The organism is Variovorax paradoxus, assembly GCF_022009635.1.
Classification (GTDB): domain Bacteria; phylum Pseudomonadota; class Gammaproteobacteria; order Burkholderiales; family Burkholderiaceae_C; genus Variovorax.
Genome location: NZ_CP091716.1, coordinates 45,547 through 62,224, shown reverse-complemented (window position 1 = coordinate 62,224; position 16,678 = coordinate 45,547). Strand labels below are relative to the sequence as shown.

At 64.6% G+C, this 16,678-nt stretch carries 16 protein-coding genes and 2 pseudogenes; 14 read left to right on the top strand and 4 right to left on the bottom strand.

Annotated elements, in window-relative coordinates; all coding sequences use genetic code 11:
- Nucleotides 1-2 precede the first annotated feature (2 nt).
- The 4 genes and pseudogenes from L3V85_RS00370 to L3V85_RS00355 form a co-directional block, all read right to left on the bottom strand.
- Nucleotides 3-1,033, bottom strand: a pseudogene (locus L3V85_RS00370) (TniQ family protein); the annotation flags it as partial.
- Nucleotides 1,034-1,074: 41 nt separating this feature from the next.
- A complete protein-coding gene (locus tag L3V85_RS00365; protein WP_237676703.1) occupies nucleotides 1,075-2,058 on the bottom strand; it encodes an IS5 family transposase in 984 nt (327 codons plus the stop codon).
- 278 nt (nucleotides 2,059-2,336) lie between these two features.
- Entirely contained in the window at nucleotides 2,337-3,557 is a 1,221-nt protein-coding gene (gene trfA / locus L3V85_RS00360; RefSeq protein ID WP_011114072.1) for a plasmid replication initiator TrfA, read from the bottom strand.
- Nucleotides 3,558-3,603: 46 nt separating this feature from the next.
- Entirely contained in the window at nucleotides 3,604-3,945 is a 342-nt protein-coding gene (locus L3V85_RS00355; protein WP_000019167.1) for a single-stranded DNA-binding protein, read from the bottom strand.
- Nucleotides 3,946-4,058: 113 nt separating this feature from the next.
- Between L3V85_RS00355 and L3V85_RS00350 the strand changes: the two genes are divergently transcribed.
- The 14 genes and pseudogenes from L3V85_RS00350 (at nucleotide 4,059) to L3V85_RS00285 (ending at nucleotide 16,661) form a co-directional block, all read left to right on the top strand.
- Entirely contained in the window at nucleotides 4,059-4,421 is a 363-nt protein-coding gene (locus L3V85_RS00350) for a transcriptional regulator (protein WP_011137961.1), read from the top strand.
- Between the two features lie 309 nt (nucleotides 4,422-4,730).
- Nucleotides 4,731-5,693 (top strand): P-type conjugative transfer ATPase TrbB, encoded by a 963-nt coding sequence (trbB, locus tag L3V85_RS00345; RefSeq protein ID WP_011137962.1) that lies wholly within the window; start codon nucleotides 4,731-4,733, stop codon nucleotides 5,691-5,693.
- Nucleotides 5,694-5,709: 16 nt separating this feature from the next.
- A complete protein-coding gene (gene trbC / locus L3V85_RS00340) occupies nucleotides 5,710-6,174 on the top strand; it encodes a conjugal transfer system pilin TrbC (RefSeq protein ID WP_011114046.1) in 465 nt (154 codons plus the stop codon).
- A 3-nt stretch (nucleotides 6,175-6,177) separates the two neighbouring features.
- A complete protein-coding gene (locus L3V85_RS00335) occupies nucleotides 6,178-6,489 on the top strand; it encodes a conjugal transfer protein TrbD (RefSeq protein WP_001207961.1) in 312 nt (103 codons plus the stop codon).
- Nucleotides 6,486-9,044 (top strand): VirB4 family type IV secretion/conjugal transfer ATPase, encoded by a 2,559-nt coding sequence (locus L3V85_RS00330; RefSeq protein ID WP_011114047.1) that lies wholly within the window; start codon nucleotides 6,486-6,488, stop codon nucleotides 9,042-9,044. The genes L3V85_RS00335 and L3V85_RS00330 overlap by 4 nt, the downstream gene beginning before the upstream one ends.
- A complete protein-coding gene (locus tag L3V85_RS00325; protein WP_006122481.1) occupies nucleotides 9,041-9,823 on the top strand; it encodes a conjugal transfer protein TrbF in 783 nt (260 codons plus the stop codon). Before L3V85_RS00330 ends, L3V85_RS00325 begins: the two co-directional genes overlap by 4 nt.
- A 17-nt stretch (nucleotides 9,824-9,840) precedes the next feature.
- The gene (trbG, locus tag L3V85_RS00320; protein WP_013521178.1) at nucleotides 9,841-10,740 is read left to right on the top strand and encodes a P-type conjugative transfer protein TrbG; all 900 of its coding nucleotides are present in this window, start codon (nucleotides 9,841-9,843) and stop codon (nucleotides 10,738-10,740) included.
- Between the two features lie 2 nt (nucleotides 10,741-10,742).
- A complete protein-coding gene (locus tag L3V85_RS00315; protein WP_006122479.1) occupies nucleotides 10,743-11,231 on the top strand; it encodes a conjugal transfer protein TrbH in 489 nt (162 codons plus the stop codon).
- A gap of 4 nt (nucleotides 11,232-11,235) precedes the next feature.
- On the top strand, nucleotides 11,236-12,657 hold the full coding sequence (locus tag L3V85_RS00310; RefSeq protein ID WP_011114050.1) for a TrbI/VirB10 family protein: 1,422 nt from the start codon (nucleotides 11,236-11,238) through the stop codon (nucleotides 12,655-12,657).
- A 20-nt stretch (nucleotides 12,658-12,677) separates the two neighbouring features.
- On the top strand, nucleotides 12,678-13,442 hold the full coding sequence (trbJ, locus tag L3V85_RS00305; RefSeq protein WP_010890135.1) for a P-type conjugative transfer protein TrbJ: 765 nt from the start codon (nucleotides 12,678-12,680) through the stop codon (nucleotides 13,440-13,442).
- A gap of 9 nt (nucleotides 13,443-13,451) precedes the next feature.
- Nucleotides 13,452-13,679: an entry exclusion lipoprotein TrbK gene (gene trbK / locus L3V85_RS00300; RefSeq protein ID WP_000644148.1), complete on the top strand. Its 228-nt coding sequence runs from the start codon at nucleotides 13,452-13,454 to the stop codon at nucleotides 13,677-13,679.
- 10 nt (nucleotides 13,680-13,689) lie between these two features.
- Nucleotides 13,690-15,407: pseudogene (trbL, locus tag L3V85_RS00295) on the top strand (P-type conjugative transfer protein TrbL).
- A gap of 17 nt (nucleotides 15,408-15,424) precedes the next feature.
- On the top strand, nucleotides 15,425-16,012 hold the full coding sequence (locus L3V85_RS00290; protein WP_010890138.1) for a TrbM/KikA/MpfK family conjugal transfer protein: 588 nt from the start codon (nucleotides 15,425-15,427) through the stop codon (nucleotides 16,010-16,012).
- A gap of 13 nt (nucleotides 16,013-16,025) precedes the next feature.
- Nucleotides 16,026-16,661, top strand: a complete 636-nt coding sequence (locus tag L3V85_RS00285) for a transglycosylase SLT domain-containing protein (RefSeq protein ID WP_011114052.1) — start codon at nucleotides 16,026-16,028, stop codon at nucleotides 16,659-16,661.
- The last annotated feature ends 17 nt before the right edge of the window (nucleotides 16,662-16,678 follow it).

The window sequence follows — 16,678 nt, the reverse complement described above, 5'->3', positions numbered from 1 at the left end:
CGTCAAAATTTGTCACTTAACCCGTCATTCTGTCTAAGACATGCAAAGGATCCGTCAGGCTCATAATGTGACAGAAATTCCGTGGCGATGCCTTCCTTCGCGAAGGTGGCGCGCAACTGTTCCAGGAAGCGGGGTCGCGCCGACCATAGGAAGCCAACGCGAACAGCGAGCGTGCCGTCTCGGGGTTGTGCCGCGCTTCAATGATGGCCTCGTCGATGGCCTGGACTGCACGCTGCCAGTGATTGATGGGTTCGGGCTTCGGCGCTTTCGTCGGCAGGCCACTGGTGAACCCTGTTTGGGGCTCGGACCAGAACAGCTTTGCCTGCTCGCCTGGCGGGCTTATGTACCTCACCTCAATCAAGCTGATTGCCGTTGCCGCCGCCTCCAGCATCTGCAACCGTACTGCCGGATTCAGGGTTTCATACGGTCGCCACAGACTTTGCCCAGCACGCAGCGGATGCCCGCAGCCTTCCCAGACTTGGCGGAGATACCCCGCGTAGGTTCCGCACGCCGAAAGCGGTGTGTTCAGCTCATCGAGCAGCGTGCGTAGCAGCCGAAACCACAATCCGGCATGGATGCGTCGGCGCGGCAGCTCCAGGTGACCGGTCGTCAGTGCCTGCCAGGTACGCTGGTCCATCGCCGCAATCGCGTCGCTGGCGGTGCGCGGTTCGGCGTCGGCGTTCTCCCAGCCTAGAAACCGCCCTGGCACGCCCCAATAGGATTCCAGCCGGCAGCCATGCAGCGGGCAGCTCAGCATCAGGGGCAGCTTCCACGCGAGCAGTACGGCTTGGTTCTCCGGATCGTTCAGGCATAGCGGACAGGCGCGGTGTATCGGCTGGCTGGGCAGCCAGGCACGCCAGCTCGTGATGGATCGCGTCTTACGGCGGTGTGTCGGCAGCAACACCGAGAGCTGGAACGCATAGGTCTCCAATGCATCTGGAATCTGATCATCAAGGCTGTCCAGTAGCCAAGGCACCCAGCCGGCAAAGCTCATGCAACGCAGCCGGTTCAGTTCGATGCGGCGTTGGTGCATGGATACCGCTGGGACCGGGGTTACCCCAACCCCGCAGGGGCTTAGACGGCAGCTGCTGAAGTGCGGACGGAGTTCGGGCGTCCAGCGCTCAGCATGCGGTTGAGCACCGCCACCGCAGCATTTGCCTCGGCCTGCTGGCCACGTGGATCACGGGCACGCAACTTTGGCCCGATGATGGCCTTGAAGCGACCCATCGTGGTTTCCACCAGCGCACGTTTGCCGTAGCCATAGGCCTCTTGCCACTCCAGCCGTCCCAAGCTTTGAATCATCAACAGGTGGTTGTCGCGTGTGGTCGGCGCTGCCTCGAATTGCGCGCTGGGCTGGGCGGTAACGCGCGGTGGAATAATGACGTCGATTTGCGTATCGCGTTGGGCAATCCGCTCGTAGGTTGGCTCGCCGTCATAGGCGCCGTCGGCGGTAACAGAGGCGACTTCGTGCTCGATCTGATCAAGCAGTGGACCAACCTGAGATGGGTCATCGACATCCTGGCCAGTCAAGACCGACGCCTCGATGTGCCCCGTGCTGGCGTCCACTGCCAAGTGCAGCTTTCTCCAGCTACGCCGCGACTTTTGTCCGTGCTTTTTCTGCAGCCATTCGCCTGCGCCAAACAGCTTCAGCCCGGTGCTGTCGATCAACAAATGCAGCGGCCCGGCGGGCAGCGCGCACTGGCGTGGCAAAGCCTTGAGGGTCATGCTTCGGCGACTCAAGGTAGTGTGGTCGGGGGCCTTCAGATCAATCTCGAGAAGCTGGAAAATCGACCTCATCAAACCCTCGGTTTGTCGCAGGGCTTGGCCAAATACCAGGCGCAGCATCAGGCTGGTTTGGATGGCCTGATTCGAATAGATGGACTGCCCGCCTGGTGTGCTGCGCGCTTGGGCTGGCCAGAGTTGCATCGCCTGCGGGGTAACCCAGAACGTCAGGCTGCCACGGTTGCGAAGTCCCGATTCATATTCGGGCCAGTTACGCACGAAGTGCCGCATCTTCGGAATATGATGGCGGTGATCGGCGTTGAATTTGTTGGGCATGTGGCGGGAGGCGGTCTTTTTATCAGGGCCGCGAGCCTAACAGAACGCCTGCGCAGTATCCATGCACCAACGCCGATGCGAGATCCAGCGGCGGCCGTCATCGTTGGATGTGGCGATGGTCGACCGTGGCCAGGACGTGGCCAGCCTCGCCGGAAGTGACGATGCTGCAGCTCGACGTGCGCGAGCTGGTGCGCGGTACTGCCTCGCCGGAAGTGGCGATGCTCGAGAAAAAAAGCCGCCTCGATCTCGGGCGGCTCCAGGGGAGGGCAGGGGGGCGATCACCGCTTGCAATGCACCAGGTCGTCGTTCACCCACGCACTTTCGACCAGGCCGTTTTCGCGCAGCTCGTCGCACGCTTCGCCTACCTGCTCGCGCCACTTCTTCGGCCGGGTGGAATCCGAGCCGCACATCAGCCGGAACGTCTCCAGCTTGAGCGGGTACGGCTCCTTGTGGGTGGCGAAGTAGTCGAACATGCGCCGCGCGGTGGGCGACAGCTTGCGGTACTTCTCCCACACGAATTTCGTGTAGTGGTCGCCGGCGAACAGCACCACGATTTCGGCGTCGATCTCGACCTGGCAGCGCGACGTGCGCTTGCCGCGATCCAGGACGCGGAAGCGCCGGATCAGCGACACCGATTCGAGCCGGCCGATGCGTTGGGATGAGAACTGCATGGCCGACGCCTGGAGCCGCGTCAGGCATTCCTCGGCCCTTGTGTAGTACCGACCGTTGATTGACCAGTCCAAGTCCTGGCAAAGCTCGTAGAACGTGAAGGAAACCGGCTCTCCGAGCGCGGTGCGCTTCGCGTACTCCAGCACCTGGGCGAATACCAGCTCGTCGTCGTCGGCGCGCAGCTCGATCCCGGTGTAGGTGATCTCCACGTCTTTGTTGACGTGGTAGATCGACTGGCCTTGCAGCGCGGCGCGCGGCACCTTCTTGTTGCGGACGGTGAAGATCGCCGACCGCCCGAAGTCGTTGGGCAGTGCCCGCATGTGATCCGGCCAGGGAGCCAGGTCGAACAGCGAGAGCTGCATGTCCTTGATCTGCTGCTTCGTGTGCTTGAGCAAGGCCGTCTGCTTGGCCTCGCTGACCTTCTCGGCCAGCTCACCGCCGGCCGTTCGCTTCTTGGTCGCCATCGCACTACTCCGTTTGTCCTGGGCCAGCGCGCCGATCTGCTCGGCCATCTTGTTCACGGCGGTGCGCGGTTCGGGCGGCAGGCCCATCGTGCGCGCAAGCTCGGCCGATTCCTGCGCCATGCGCTCGGATCGCTCGACGGCGGCACTTGCCGGCGTCGGTAGCTTCGGCGGCAAAGCCGCCTCGTTGTCGCCGGCCGTGGCCGGCAGCTCGAAGAGGGAACCGGCGGGGCGGAAGGCCCCGCCGGCGCTGCCCGAGTCCCTGCGAGCGGCGGCGGTACGGGCGGCAAGGTCGGTGGCGTCGGCTTCGCTAAGCCCGCCCTCGATGAGCTTGCGCCTGTATTCCTGCTCGTTGAACTCGTTCTGCATCTAATCTCCCTCCTAGCATACTGCCCGGCCGTGGCCGGGCCTGGCCTTACTGGCCGCCGCCTGGCGCTTTGGTGTCCAGGTATTCGATTTCCTCGGCGATGAAATCGAACCCGTATTCGGTCTTGCCGTCCTTCTCGTACTTCGTCGGCTCGATGCGGCCCTGGACGAACACCTTGGAGCCTTTGCCCAGGTACTTGCCCGCGTTCTCGGCCAGGCCGCCGAACGACTTGATGCGGAAGAAGTCCGTCTGCTCCTGCTTCGCACCGGCTGCGTTGCGCCACACGCGATTGACAGCCAGGTCGAAAACGGCGCGGGCGCTGTTTTCGCTATGGCGAACGTCGGTATCGCGGGTAAGATTACCGATAAACTGGAACAGGTTGTGGCTCATTCGTCATGCTCCTTTCGCTAATGGAGTCGTCAGTTTAGCTAAACCTGCGTCCGTGGTCAAGAACTTTAGCGGCTAAAATTTTCTGCCGCCCGCACCGAGAAGGCATACGGGCCTTGTACAACTACATCTTCTTCACGAACGTGCTCCGGCTGCTCGATGAGCGGCACATGACGAAAAAGGAGCTATCGAACAGGTCGGGGGTTTCGATCTCCTTCCTGTCCGATCTCACTACTGGCAAAGCCAACCCCTCCCTAAAGGTGATGGAGGACATTGCGCAGGCCCTTGAAACTCCCCTGCCGCTCCTGCTTGAATCGACCGACCTGGACAAAGAAGCCCTTGACACCCTGGCCGGCGGCAAGGCACCCCGAAGCCTGCCGCCAGGCTTCGAGCGCGTGGCGGCCGTGCTGCCAGAACACCAGGCGTTCATCGTCAAGAAGTGGGGCGAAGCGACAAGGAAGAAACTTAGAGGGAGTTGACGCCAGGATGTGAGAAGGGAAGGGAAGCGGCGCGGAACTGAGCCACAAGAGCCAGCCAAGTTTTAGCCGCTAAAGCCCGCCGGGGTGGCTCAACCCCCGGACAACCCATAACGCAAACGCCACGGGTTCGGCGCGAGGGCGCACGGAGCATGCGCCGCGTTGTCGCCTCTTTCGCCCCTGCAATCCGCGATGCAACGTCGCGGCCGAAGTCACCCTTGTGCGCTTCGGTGTTGCGGTCGAAATTAGTTCGGTATATCGTATGAACCTGTGTAGAATGCGCGAAACGCAACGGCATACAGGGCATACGGAATGACCGACCAGAAACCAGAACACAACAGCATCAAGGAACGGGCGAAGAAGAAGCTCGAACGCGACATGGGGCCGGAGCTGCTGGCCGCCCTCAACGATCCCAAGACCGTTGAAATCATGCTCAACGCGGACGGCAAGCTCTGGCTCGAACGCCTGGGCGAGCCGATGAAGTGCATCGGCACGCTGCGCGTCGCGCAGGCGCAAGCCATCATCGAAACCATCGCGGGCTACCACGGCAAGGAAGTCACGCGCTCCAAGCCGATCCTGGAAGGCGAGCTGCCCCTTGATGGCAGTCGCTTCGCCGGCCAGCTCCCGCCGGTTGTGCCCGCACCCACCTTCGCCATTCGGAAGAAGGCCGTCGCCATCTTCACGCTCGATCAGTACGTCGAACGCGGAATCATGACCGCGCCGCAGCGCGAGGCATTGATTGCAGTGGTGCGCGCGCACCGGAACATCCTTGTGATCGGCGGCACCGGCTCGGGCAAGACCACGCTGGTGAACGCGATCATCAACGAGATGGTGATTCAAGACCCGACCGAGCGGGTTTTCATCATCGAGGACACCGGCGAAATCCAGTGCGCCGCCGAGAACTACGTCCAGTACCACACCAGCATCGACGTGAACATGACGGCGCTGCTGAAAACCACCCTCCGCATGCGCCCCGACCGAATCCTGGTCGGCGAGGTGCGCGGCCCCGAAGCCCTTGATCTGTTGATGGCCTGGAACACCGGGCACGAAGGAGGTGCTGCAACCCTGCACGCAAACAACGCCAAAGCTGGATTGGATCGGCTCGCCATGCTCATCAGCATGCACCCCGATTCCCCGAAACCCATTGAACCGCTTATCGGCGAGGCGGTTCACGTGGTTGTTCATATCGCCCGCGTCGAAGGCTCGCGGCGCATCCAGGAAATCTTGGAGGTTTCCGGGTTCGCCAACGGCCAGTACATCACCAAAACCCTCTGACTAGGAGTTACGACCAATGCAAGCAACCTTCCCGGCATTCCGCCTCAACCGCAACGCCCTGTTCTACATGGGCCTCTTCGCCCTCCTGGCGTTCTTCCTGCTGGCCCCCCAGCACGCATTCGCCTCCGAGGGCACCGGCGGCTCTCTGCCGTATGAGAGCTGGCTGACCAACCTCCGCAACTCCGTCACCGGCCCGGTGGCCTTCGCGCTGTCGATCATCGGCATCGTGGTCGCCGGCGGCATCCTGATCTTCGGCGGCGAACTCAACGGCTTCTTCCGCACGTTGATCTTCATCGTCCTGGTCATGGCCCTGCTGGTCGGCGCGCAGAACATGATGAGCACGTTCTTCGGCCGTGGCGCGGAAATCGCCGCCCTGACCGATGGCGCGCTGCACCAGGTCAAGGTCGCCGCGCTGGACGTGGCCGGCTTCCCCGGCGAAGCCGTCATGCGCTGGGCCGAGCGCGGCCACATCGCGGGGTAAGTCATGGCTCTGCGCGCGATCCCCATCCGTAGGGCCGGCAACCGAGAAAACCTGTTCATGGGCGGGGATCGTGAGCTGGTGATGTTCTCGGGCCTGCTGGCCGGCGCGCTGATTTTCAGCGCCCAAGAAGTGAGGGCAACGGTGTTCGGCATCGCCTTGTGGTTCGGCGCGCTCTTCGCGCTGCGCCTCATGGCGAAGGCCGATCCGAAGCTGCGACACGTGTACCTGCGGCACCGCCGGTACAAGCCGTACTACCCGGCTCGCAGCACGCCCTTCCGTGACAACACGCCGAGTCAAGGGAAGCAATACAAATGATCGAAGCAATCGCAATTGCCATTGCTGTGCTCGGTGCGGTTCTGTTGCTCATCCTCTTTGCCCGCATCCGGGCTGTCGATGCCGAGCTGAAGCTCAAGAAGCATCGCGCCAAGGATGCCGGCCTGGCCGATCTGCTCAATTACGCCGCCGTGGTCGATGACGGCGTGATCGTGGGCAAGAACGGCTCCTTTATGGCCGCCTGGCTGTACAAGGGTGATGACAACGCCAGCAGCACCGAGGAACAGCGGGAAATGGTGTCGTTCCGCATCAACCAGGCCCTGGCGGGCCTGGGGAACGGCTGGATGGTGCATGTCGATGCTGTGCGTCGGCCTGCGCCGAACTACTCGGAGCGGGGCGTGTCATCGTTCCCCGACTCCGTTTCCTTCGCCATTGACGAGGAACGCCGGCGCTTGTTCGAGGGCCTGGGCGCGATGTTCGAGGGCTACTTTGTCCTGACCGTCACGTGGTTCCCGCCAGTGCTGGCCCAGCGCAAGTTTGTCGAACTCATGTTCGATGACGATGCGGTGGCTCCCGACCATACGGCGCGCACTACGGGCCTGATTGCGCAGTTCAAGCGCGAGATCACCAGCCTGGAATCGCGCCTGTCCTCGGCGGTCAAGATGACGCGCCTGCGCGGCCAAAAAGTCGTGTCGGAAGAGGGCAGGGAAGTCACGCACGATGACTTCCTGAGCTGGTTGCAGTTCTGCGTGACGGGCCTCCATCACCCGGTCATGCTGCCCAGCAATCCGATGTACCTCGATGCGGTAATCGGCGGGCAAGAGCTGTGGGGCGGCGTCGTGCCCAAGATCGGGCGCAAGTTCATCCAGGTGGTCGCCATCGAAGGCTTCCCCTTGGAGTCAACGCCTGGGGTGCTCTCGGCCCTGGCCGAGCTGCCCAGCGAATACCGCTGGTCGAGCCGCTTCATCTTCATGGATCAGCACGAGTCCTTGAAGCACCTGGACAAGTTCCGCAAGAAGTGGAAGCAGAAGATTCGCGGCTTCTTCGATCAGGTGTTCAACACGAATACCGGCTCGATCAACCAGGACGCGGCCGCGATGGTCGGCGACGCCGAGGCGGCCATCGCCGAGGTCAACAGCGGCTTGGTGGCGGCCGGCTACTACACCAGCGTAGTCGTGCTGATGGACGAGGATCGGGAGCGCCTGGCGGCCTCCGCGCTCCTGGTCGAGAAGGCCGTCAACCGCCTGGCCTTCGCGGCCCGTATCGAGACGATCAACACGCTCGATGCGTACCTGGGCAGCTTGCCCGGCCACGGCGTCGAGAACGTGCGCCGGCCGCTCATCAACACGATGAACCTGGCCGACCTGCTGCCGACAAGCTCGATCTGGACGGGCAGCGCCACGGCTCCGTGCCCGATGTACCCGCCGCTGTCGCCGGCGCTCATGCACTGCGTGACGGTGGGCGCTACGCCGTTCCGCCTGAACCTGCACGTGCGCGACCTGGGCCACACCTTCATGTTCGGCCCGACCGGCGCAGGCAAATCGACGCACCTGGGCATCATCGCCGCGCAGCTCCGTCGCTACGCCGGCATGTCGATCTACGCCTTCGACAAGGGCATGTCGATGTACCCACTCGCGGCCGGCATCCGCGCGGCCACGAAGGGCAAGAGCGGCCTGCATTTCACGGTGGCCGCCGACGATGACCGCCTGGCGTTCTGCCCGCTCCAGTTCCTCGAAACGAAGGGGGATAGGGCCTGGGCGATGGAGTGGATCGACACCATCCTGGCGTTGAACGGCGTCAACACCACGCCGGCGCAGCGCAACGAGATCGGCAACGCGATCATGAGCATGCACGCCAGCGGCGCGCGCACGCTCTCCGAGTTCTCGGTGACGATTCAGGACGAGGCGATCCGCGAGGCCATCAAGCAGTACACGGTGGACGGCTCGATGGGCCACCTGCTCGACGCCGAAGAGGACGGCCTGTCGCTGTCCGACTTCACGGTGTTCGAGATCGAAGAGCTGATGAACCTGGGCGAGAAGTTCGCGCTGCCGGTGCTGCTCTACCTGTTCCGCCGCATCGAGCGCGCACTGAAAGGCCAGCCCTCCGTCATCATCCTGGACGAAGCCTGGTTGATGCTGGGCCACCCCGCGTTCCGCGCCAAGATCAGGGAATGGCTCAAGGTGCTGCGCAAGGCCAACTGCCTTGTGCTGATGGCGACGCAAAGCCTCTCCGACGCGGCCAACTCGGGCATCTTGGACGTGATCGTGGAATCGACCGCGACCAAGATTTTCCTGCCTAACGTCTACGCCAGGGATGAGGACACATCGGCGCTCTATCGCCGTATGGGCCTCAACGCGCGTCAGATCGAAATCCTGGCGACTGCCATTCCGAAGCGTCAGTACTACTACGTCTCGGAGAACGGCCGCCGTCTCTATGACCTTGCCCTGGGGCCGATGGCCCTGGCCTTCGTCGGTGCGTCCGACAAGGAATCGGTCGCCACCATCAAGAGCCTCGAAGCCAAGTTCGGCCACGAATGGGTGCATGAGTGGCTGGCCGGCCGTGGGCTGAATCTCAACGACTACCTGGAGGCCGCATGAGCATCGCCGACACCCTCAAGGGCTTGATCTTCAAGAAGCCCGCCAACTCCGCCGAGCCGCGCGATCCGCGCCGCTCGAAGGAACCGCTCGCCGGCGGCCGCCGTGCGGGCGAGGCCGAGAACCCCTACCTGGCCGCGCGCCGCACCTGGAACGATCACGTGGGCGGCGTCGTCTCGCAGCGCCAAACCTGGCAGGTGATAGGCATCCTGTCGCTGTTGATCGCGCTGGCCGGCGTGGGTGGCGTGATCCACATCGGCAGCCAGTCGAAGTTCATCCCCTACGTGGTCGAGGTGGACAAGCTGGGCCAGACGGTGGCCGCCGGCCCGGTGCAGGCCGCAGGGAAGGCCGATCCGCGTGTCATCCACGCCGCCGTTGCGGACTGGATGAGCTGCGCGCGCATGGTGTCGCCTGACGTGGCCTTGCAGCGCAAGTGCGTGTTCAAGGCGTACTCGATGCTCGCCCCCAACGATCCGGCGACGCCAAAGATGAACGAGTGGTTGAACGGCACGCCCGATTCCAGCCCGTTCAAGCGCGCCGAGAAGGAAATGGTCAGCGTCGAGATCAAGACCGTCATCCCGCAAACGCCCGACACCTGGCAAGTCGAGTGGGTGGAAACCACGCGCGACCGCCAAGGCACGCTGAAAGGTCAGCCCGTCACCTGGCGCGCGCTCGTGACTACCTACATCGCCGAGGTCACGCCCAACACCACCGATGAGCAACTGCGGAACAACCCGTTGAGCATCTACGTGCGTGATTACTCCTGGTCCCGCATCCAATGAATTCGAGGTCATCCACCATGAAGAAAACCCTCTCCGCTTTGATCGTGGGCGCTGCTGTGGCGGTGCCCTCCCTGGCTCTGGCCGCCCCTGGCGACGACATTGCCGACAAGTATTTCAACAAGACCAACCCGACGCTGACCGCTCAAGAGCGCGCGGCGCTCGCCATCGCCAAACGGTGGGAAGCGGGGTCGGCGACCGGCATCAAGCCGGTGGCCGGCTCGGGCGGTGCCATCAAGTTCGTGTACGGCGCGCAGCAGCCGAGCATCGTTTGCGCGGTGCTCCAGGTGTGCGACGTGGCCTTGCAGCCCGGCGAACAAGTGAACTCGATCAACCTGGGCGACACGGCCAGGTGGACGGTGGAACCGGCCATCACCGGCAGCGGCGCGACCGAGGTTCAGCACCTCATCATCAAGCCGATGGACGTGGGCCTCGAAACCAGCCTGGTTGTGACCACGAACCGCCGCAGCTACCACTTCCGCCTGCGCTCGCATCGCACCGAGTACATGCCGCAAGTCTCGTTCACGTACCCCGAGGAAGCGCAAGCCAAGTGGGACGCGATCCAGCGCCGCGAGAAGCAGGAACGCACCGACAACACCCTGCCGGCGACGGGCGAGTACCTGGGCGATCTCTCGTTCGACTATGAGCTGTCCGGGTCGGCGAGCTGGAAGCCTGTGCGCGTCTACAACGATGGCCGCAAGACCATCATCGAAATGCCCGGCACGATGCAGCAGACCGAAGCGCCGACGCTCCTGGTCGTGCGCAAAGAGGGCGGCTTGTTCACCGACGACGAAACGGTGCTGGTCAATTACCGCGTGCAGGGCAATCGCTACATCGTGGACACGGTGTTTGACCACGCGATCCTGATTGCCGGTGTTGGCAGTAGCCAAGACCGCGTGACCATCAGCCGGAGGAAGTGACCATGCGCAAGATCGTCTCTCTCGCGCTGCTCGCCCTCGCCCTGGGCCTCGGCGGCTGCGCAACCACCAGCCAGTACGGCAACTTCGTCCAGTCGGCCGCGCTCGATCAGCAGAAGCTCGCCACCGACGCGGTGCAGCAGCTCGCCACGCTGTACGCGCCGGCGCGCACGCGCCTGGAGCTGCAACAGCCGACGCCCGATCCGTTCGGCCAGGCGCTCGTCAAGTCGCTGCGCGACAAGGGCTATGCCCTCCTGGAGTACGCCCCGGCCGGCGCTTCCACGCAGGCCCCGGCCTCGGCGGCATCGCAGGCGAGCGCACCGGCCACCACGGCCGCGTCGGGCGGCCTGCCGTTGCGCTACGTGCTCGACCAGGCTGGCGACTCGAACCTGTACCGCCTGACCTTGATGGTCGGCAATCAATCCATCACCCGCCCTTACCTGGCGCAAAACGGCACGTTCGCGCCGGCCGGGTACTGGGTGCGCAAGGAGTGACGCCATGACAGAAAACGCCGATCAGATGGCACCTGACGCTTCGCCTGGCGAAGTGTCCAAGAAGGCGGGCGTCCGTCGCGTCAACAACATGCCCATGTACATCCTCGGCGGCGTCCTGCTGTCGTTCGTGCTGGTCATGGCCCTGGTCGCGGCGGATCGCGCGGCCAAGCAGAACGCGCCGGCGGACGGCCCCAAGGAGAAGGCCGGCAACACGTCGATGTTCGCCAAGGAGATCGCAGGCGACAAGACCGGCGGCTTGATCGAGCCGGCAAGCCCGCTCAAGGTGCCCGACATGCCGACCGGCCCGGCGTCGGCTCCGCTGGAGATCGCGCGGCCGTCCAACCCGGACGCGCCGCCGGCCCCGCCGGCCAACCCCGGCAACCCGGGCCAGCCGGTGAACGACGACGAGGCCCAGCGCATCCGCATGGCGAAGATGCAGATGTTCGGCGAAGCCGTGAAGGCCAAGACCACCGTGCGCGTGGATGCCCCGCGTAGCAACGGCTCCGCGCCGGGTGGCCCGAGCACCTACACCGGCACGCCGCAGACGCGCGATGAAATGCTGAACCGCATCGCAGCGGTGCAGCAGCAAATCGACGCGCAGCGCAGCAACGATCCGACCGCCGCCTATCAAGCACGCCTGGCGCAGATTCGCGGCATGGGCGTCGGTGGTGGCGGCGCGGCTCCGGCCGCCGGCGGCATGGGCGCGGGCGGTGCGCCGCAGCTCCTGCAAACCTCGACCAGCGGCGGCGGGCGCAACAGCATGGCGCAGTTCGGCCAAGGTGGGCAGGGCGACCGCTGGAAGCTGGATTCGCAGCCGGAAGCGCCGCGCACACCGTTCGAGCTGCGCGCGGGCTTCGTCGTGCCGGCCACGCTCATTTCGGGCATCAACTCCGATCTGCCGGGCCAAATCATGGCCCAGGTCGCGCAGGACGTGTACGACACACCGACCGGCAAGCACCTGTTGATCCCGCAGGGATCGCGCCTCGTCGGCTCGTATTCGAGCGACGTGGCCTACGGCCAAGCGCGCGTGCTGGTTGCGTGGCAACGCATCGTGTTCCCCGATGGCAAGGCGATGGACATTGGCGCGATGCCAGGCGCGGACAGCGCGGGATACGCGGGCTTCCACGACCAGGTGAACAACCACTATGTGCGCCTGTTCGGCTCGGCCTTCCTCATGTCCGGCGTGACAGCAGGCATCACCTACAGCCAACGCCAGAACCAGGCCACAAACACCTATGGCGCACCGAGCGCCAGCAGTGCCCTAAGCGAAGCCCTCGGCCAGCAGCTCGGCCAGGTTACGGCGCAACTCATCGCCAAGAACCTGAGCATTTCGCCGACGCTGGAAATTCGGCCGGGGTATCGCTTCAACGTCGTGGTCACGAAGGACATGACGTTTTCCAAGCCGTACCGTTCCTTCGATTACTAACGCCATAGGAGAAAAGCACCATGAAGCCGAAGTTTTTAGCCGCTAAATTGGCCCTCGTCATTGCTGTTTCGAGCACGCTGGCGGTCACACCTGTGCAGGCTGGCATCCCCGTCATCGACGGCACCAACCTGTCGCAGAACATCATGACGGCCATCGAATCGGTGGCCCAGACGCTCAAGCAAATTGAGCAGTACAGCACCCAGCTCCAGCAGTATCAAAACCAACTCCAGAACACGATGGCCCCGGCCGCGTATATCTGGGATCAGGCGCAATCGACCATCAACGGGTTGATGAACGCGGTCAACACGCTGGATTACTACAAGACCCAACTCGGCAGCCTGGACAGCTACATCGGCAAGTTCCAGGACGTGAACTACTACAAGAACTCGCCGTGCTTTACGGCGGCAGGGTGCTCCGACGCGGAACGCGCAGCACTTCGGAATGTGGCCCAGCTCGCGAGCGAGTCGCAGAAGAAGGCCAACGATGCCTTGTTCAAGGGCCTCGATAGGCAGCAAACGAATCTCACGGCCGATGCAGCGACGTTGCAGCGTCTTCAATCGGCAGCGCAGGGCGCGCAGGGCCAAATGCAGGCCATCGGCTACGCCAACCAGCTCGCCAGCCAGCAGGCCAACCAGCTCTTGCAGATTCGTGGCCTGCTGATCGCGCAGCAGAACGCGATGGCAACCAAGATGCAGGCCGACGCCGACAAGGAAGCCCAGCAGGCGGCAGCGGCCGCACAACTGCGCCAGGGCAGCTACCGGGCCAGCCCGGCGCGCACCTGGTAAGGGGGATTCATGAAAGCAATCAAGGCTCTGTCCTTGGCCTCGGCCGCCCTCGTGGCGGCCTTGGTCGCCGGCTGCGACAACAAGCCGGCCACGGCCCCCATGCCGGAAGTGAACGACGAGAACTGCAAGCCCGAGAACATCGCCAAGATCGAGGACAAGGGCGTCCAGCAGGCTTTTTCGTCGCTGTGCTTGCGTCGTGGTGGGGATTTCAAGCCCAGCCCGAAACGCGAATGGTGAGGTGCTGACGATGAGAATGCCAGCCAATCTAAAACCCTCGCCCTGCCGCTGTTCGTCTGGCTGGCGTTCTTCGCGGTCGATGCCCACGCGGCCATCGACAACGCCGGCGTGTTCGATAGCGTGCTGGATCGCTACCAGGCCGCCGCGAGCGGCTGGGCCGGTGTCATCACCACGGCCGCAACCTGGCTCTTCTGGACGCTGGTTGTGATCTCGATGGTCTGGACGTTCGGCATGATGGCCTTGCGCAAGGCCGACATTGGCGAGTTCTTCGCGGAGTTCGTCCGCTTCACGATCTTTACCGGCTTCTTCTGGTGGGCGCTAACCAACGGCCCTAACTTCGCCTCGTCCATCTATGCGTCGTTGCGGCAGCTCGCCGGCAACGCGACGGGCCTGGGCAATGCTCTGTCGCCCTCGGGCATCGTGGACGTGGGCTTTGCGATCTTCGACAAGGTGATGGATCAGTCCTCGGTGTGGTCGCCGGTGGACAGCATGGCCGGCATCCTCATGGCCGTGGCGATCCTGGTCATCCTGGCCCTGGTCGGTGTGAATATGCTTCTGCTGCTCGCGTCGGGCTGGGTGCTCGCCTACGGCGGCGTGTTCTTCCTCGGCTTCGGTGGTTCGCGCTGGACTTCCGACATGGCGATCAACTACTACAAGGTCGTCCTGGGCGTGGCCGCGCAGCTCTTCGCAATGGTGCTCCTGGTGGGCATCGGCAAGACCTTCCTCGATGACTACTACTCGCGCATGAGCGCCGGCATCAGCCTCAAGGAAATGGGCGTGATGCTGATCGTCGTCATCATCCTCTTGGCGTTGGTCAACAAGATTCCGCCGCTCATCGCCGGGATCATCACCGGCGCGAGCGTGGGCGGTGCCGGCATCGGCCAGTTCGGTGCAGGTGCTGCGTTGGGTGCCGCAGGCATGGCAGCAGCAGCGGCCGCGACCGGCGGCGCCGCTCTGGCCGCCGGCGCAGCCTCGGCCGCCGGTGGTGCCTCTGCCGTCATGGCCGCCTTCTCGAAGGCCAATGAGAACGTGTCGGCAGGCACGGACGTTATGTCGGCCTTCTCGGGCGGCGGCAGCTCGGGCGGCGGTGCGGGCGGCGGCGGCGACGCCGGCACCGGCAGCACGCCCTTCGCTCAGGCTGCGGGCTTTAGCGGCAGCTCCGGCGGTGGCTCTTCGTCGGGTGGCGGCAGCCCCTCGACCGGCAGCAGCTCGGGCAGCTCGAAGGGCGGCGATAAGGGCGGCGGCAAAGCCGACGCCGGCGGCCAGGGCAGCAGCTCGACGGCCAGCACCGGCAGCAGTGCCGACAAGGCCGCCAAGAACGAACCCAAGCCCGCCGGCGGGGCAGGGCAAGGGCAGCAGGCCGCACCGGGCAGCACCGGCCCCGGCTTGCTCGCATCGGCCGCATCGGCCCTCGGCACGGCCGGCCGCATCGCCGCCGACGCCGGCGCGAACTTGGCGAAGGGAACCGCCGATGTTGCCAAGGCCAAAGCCGCGAGCCTGCGCGAAGCCGCAGCCGAGCGGATCGCCGACACCACTGGCGGAAAGATCGCCGCCGCGATCAAGGCGCAAGGAAGCGGCACGGCCGAGAACATCGACGTGCCCGACCAGCAGCCCGCGCCGAGCTTCGGCGACAACAGCCTGGCAGGCGGCCCTGCCGATGCCGATCCCGAGTCCGAAGTAGCTGCGTTCGCCAACCGCGAGCAAGGCCGCGACGGCACAACTGCGTAACCAAGGAGAGTCCAACCATGAAGAAGAAACTGTTTGCCCTGGCCGCCCTCGTGGCAGCCCTCGGATCGACCGCCGGCACGGCCAGCGCGCAAGACGTGCTGACCGGCGACACGCGCCTGGCCTGCGAGGCGATCCTGTGCCTGTCGTCGGGCACGCGCCCGAGCGAATGCACGCCGTCGCTGTCGCGGTACTTCAACATCACGAAGCGCAAGCTGTCGGACACGATCCGCGCCCGCCTGAACTTCCTCCAGCTTTGCCCGGTGGCGAGCCAGACGCCGGAAATGCAGTCGCTCGTGTCGGCGATCTCGCGCGGCGCTGGCCGTTGCGACGCGCAGTCGCTGAACTCGACGTTGGTGATGTGGACGGGCGGCTACGACGATGGGCGCACGTACATCAGCAACCAGTTGCCTGACTACTGCGGGGCCTACACCGGCCACGCCTACACCGACTTCGCCAGCAGCGGCACGCTGCCGCGCTATGTCGGGACGCCAGAGCGGGGCGGGTATTGGGTCGAAGCGCGCGACTATGACCGCGCCTTGGCCGAGTACAACGAACGCATCCGGCGCGAGGACGAAGAGCGCCGCCGTCAGTCCTGGCTGAACTGAGGGAGGGGAGGGCATGCCGTTCTTCGCCGATCTGCCGCCGCAGCTCCAGGAGCGCGTCGTCTGCTCGATCTCGGCCGCCGTCAAGTACGAGGTGCCGGTCAACATCGTGTTGGCCGTCGCCGAGAAAGAGGGCGGCAAGCCGGGCCAGTGGGTGCGCAACTCGAATGGCACGCATGACGTTGGCCCGATGCAGTTCAACACCGCGTACCTGGGCGACCTGGCCCGATACGGCATCACGGCGAACGATGTGGCGGCTGCCGGCTGCTACTCGTTCGACCTGGCCGCCTGGCGGCTGCGGATGCACATCCGCAACGACAAGGGCGACCTCTGGACGAAGGCGGCGAACTACCACTCGCGCACGCCGCAGTACAACGCGGTGTACCGGGCCGACTTGATGCGCAAGGCGTCGAAGTGGGCCGATTGGCTCGAAGCTCGGTTCGTCACGCTTGACGTGACGAAGGCCGGGGCCACGCCCTCGACGCCCAGCCAGCCCGCGACGGTGGCCCAGCGGGCGACGCCGGCGGCCAGGCCGGCACCAGCACCCCAGCAGGCCGCCCCAGCGGCCGCAGCAGCTCGCAGCGTGTCGGTGGCCGGCTACGTGCCCCGCACGGTGTCTTTCAACACTTCACGCGAGGGGTCGGCCGAGTAGGCCGGCTCTTCCGATTT

Coding starts and splice junctions, on each gene's coding strand:
- trbC (WP_011114046.1), top strand. CDS start 5,710: ATGCAAGCAACCTTCCCGGCATTCCGCCTCAACCGCAACGCCCTGTTC.
- trbJ (WP_010890135.1), top strand. CDS start 12,678: ATGAAGCCGAAGTTTTTAGCCGCTAAATTGGCCCTCGTCATTGCTGTT.
- L3V85_RS00315 (WP_006122479.1), top strand. CDS start 10,743: ATGCGCAAGATCGTCTCTCTCGCGCTGCTCGCCCTCGCCCTGGGCCTC.
- trfA (WP_011114072.1), bottom strand. CDS start 3,557: ATGCAGAACGAGTTCAACGAGCAGGAATACAGGCGCAAGCTCATCGAG.
- L3V85_RS00355 (WP_000019167.1), bottom strand. CDS start 3,945: ATGAGCCACAACCTGTTCCAGTTTATCGGTAATCTTACCCGCGATACC.
- L3V85_RS00310 (WP_011114050.1), top strand. CDS start 11,236: ATGACAGAAAACGCCGATCAGATGGCACCTGACGCTTCGCCTGGCGAA.
- L3V85_RS00325 (WP_006122481.1), top strand. CDS start 9,041: ATGAGCATCGCCGACACCCTCAAGGGCTTGATCTTCAAGAAGCCCGCC.
- trbK (WP_000644148.1), top strand. CDS start 13,452: ATGAAAGCAATCAAGGCTCTGTCCTTGGCCTCGGCCGCCCTCGTGGCG.
- L3V85_RS00290 (WP_010890138.1), top strand. CDS start 15,425: ATGAAGAAGAAACTGTTTGCCCTGGCCGCCCTCGTGGCAGCCCTCGGA.
- L3V85_RS00365 (WP_237676703.1), bottom strand. CDS start 2,058: ATGCCCAACAAATTCAACGCCGATCACCGCCATCATATTCCGAAGATG.
- L3V85_RS00285 (WP_011114052.1), top strand. CDS start 16,026: ATGCCGTTCTTCGCCGATCTGCCGCCGCAGCTCCAGGAGCGCGTCGTC.
- trbG (WP_013521178.1), top strand. CDS start 9,841: ATGAAGAAAACCCTCTCCGCTTTGATCGTGGGCGCTGCTGTGGCGGTG.
- trbB (WP_011137962.1), top strand. CDS start 4,731: ATGACCGACCAGAAACCAGAACACAACAGCATCAAGGAACGGGCGAAG.
- L3V85_RS00330 (WP_011114047.1), top strand. CDS start 6,486: ATGATCGAAGCAATCGCAATTGCCATTGCTGTGCTCGGTGCGGTTCTG.
- L3V85_RS00335 (WP_001207961.1), top strand. CDS start 6,178: ATGGCTCTGCGCGCGATCCCCATCCGTAGGGCCGGCAACCGAGAAAAC.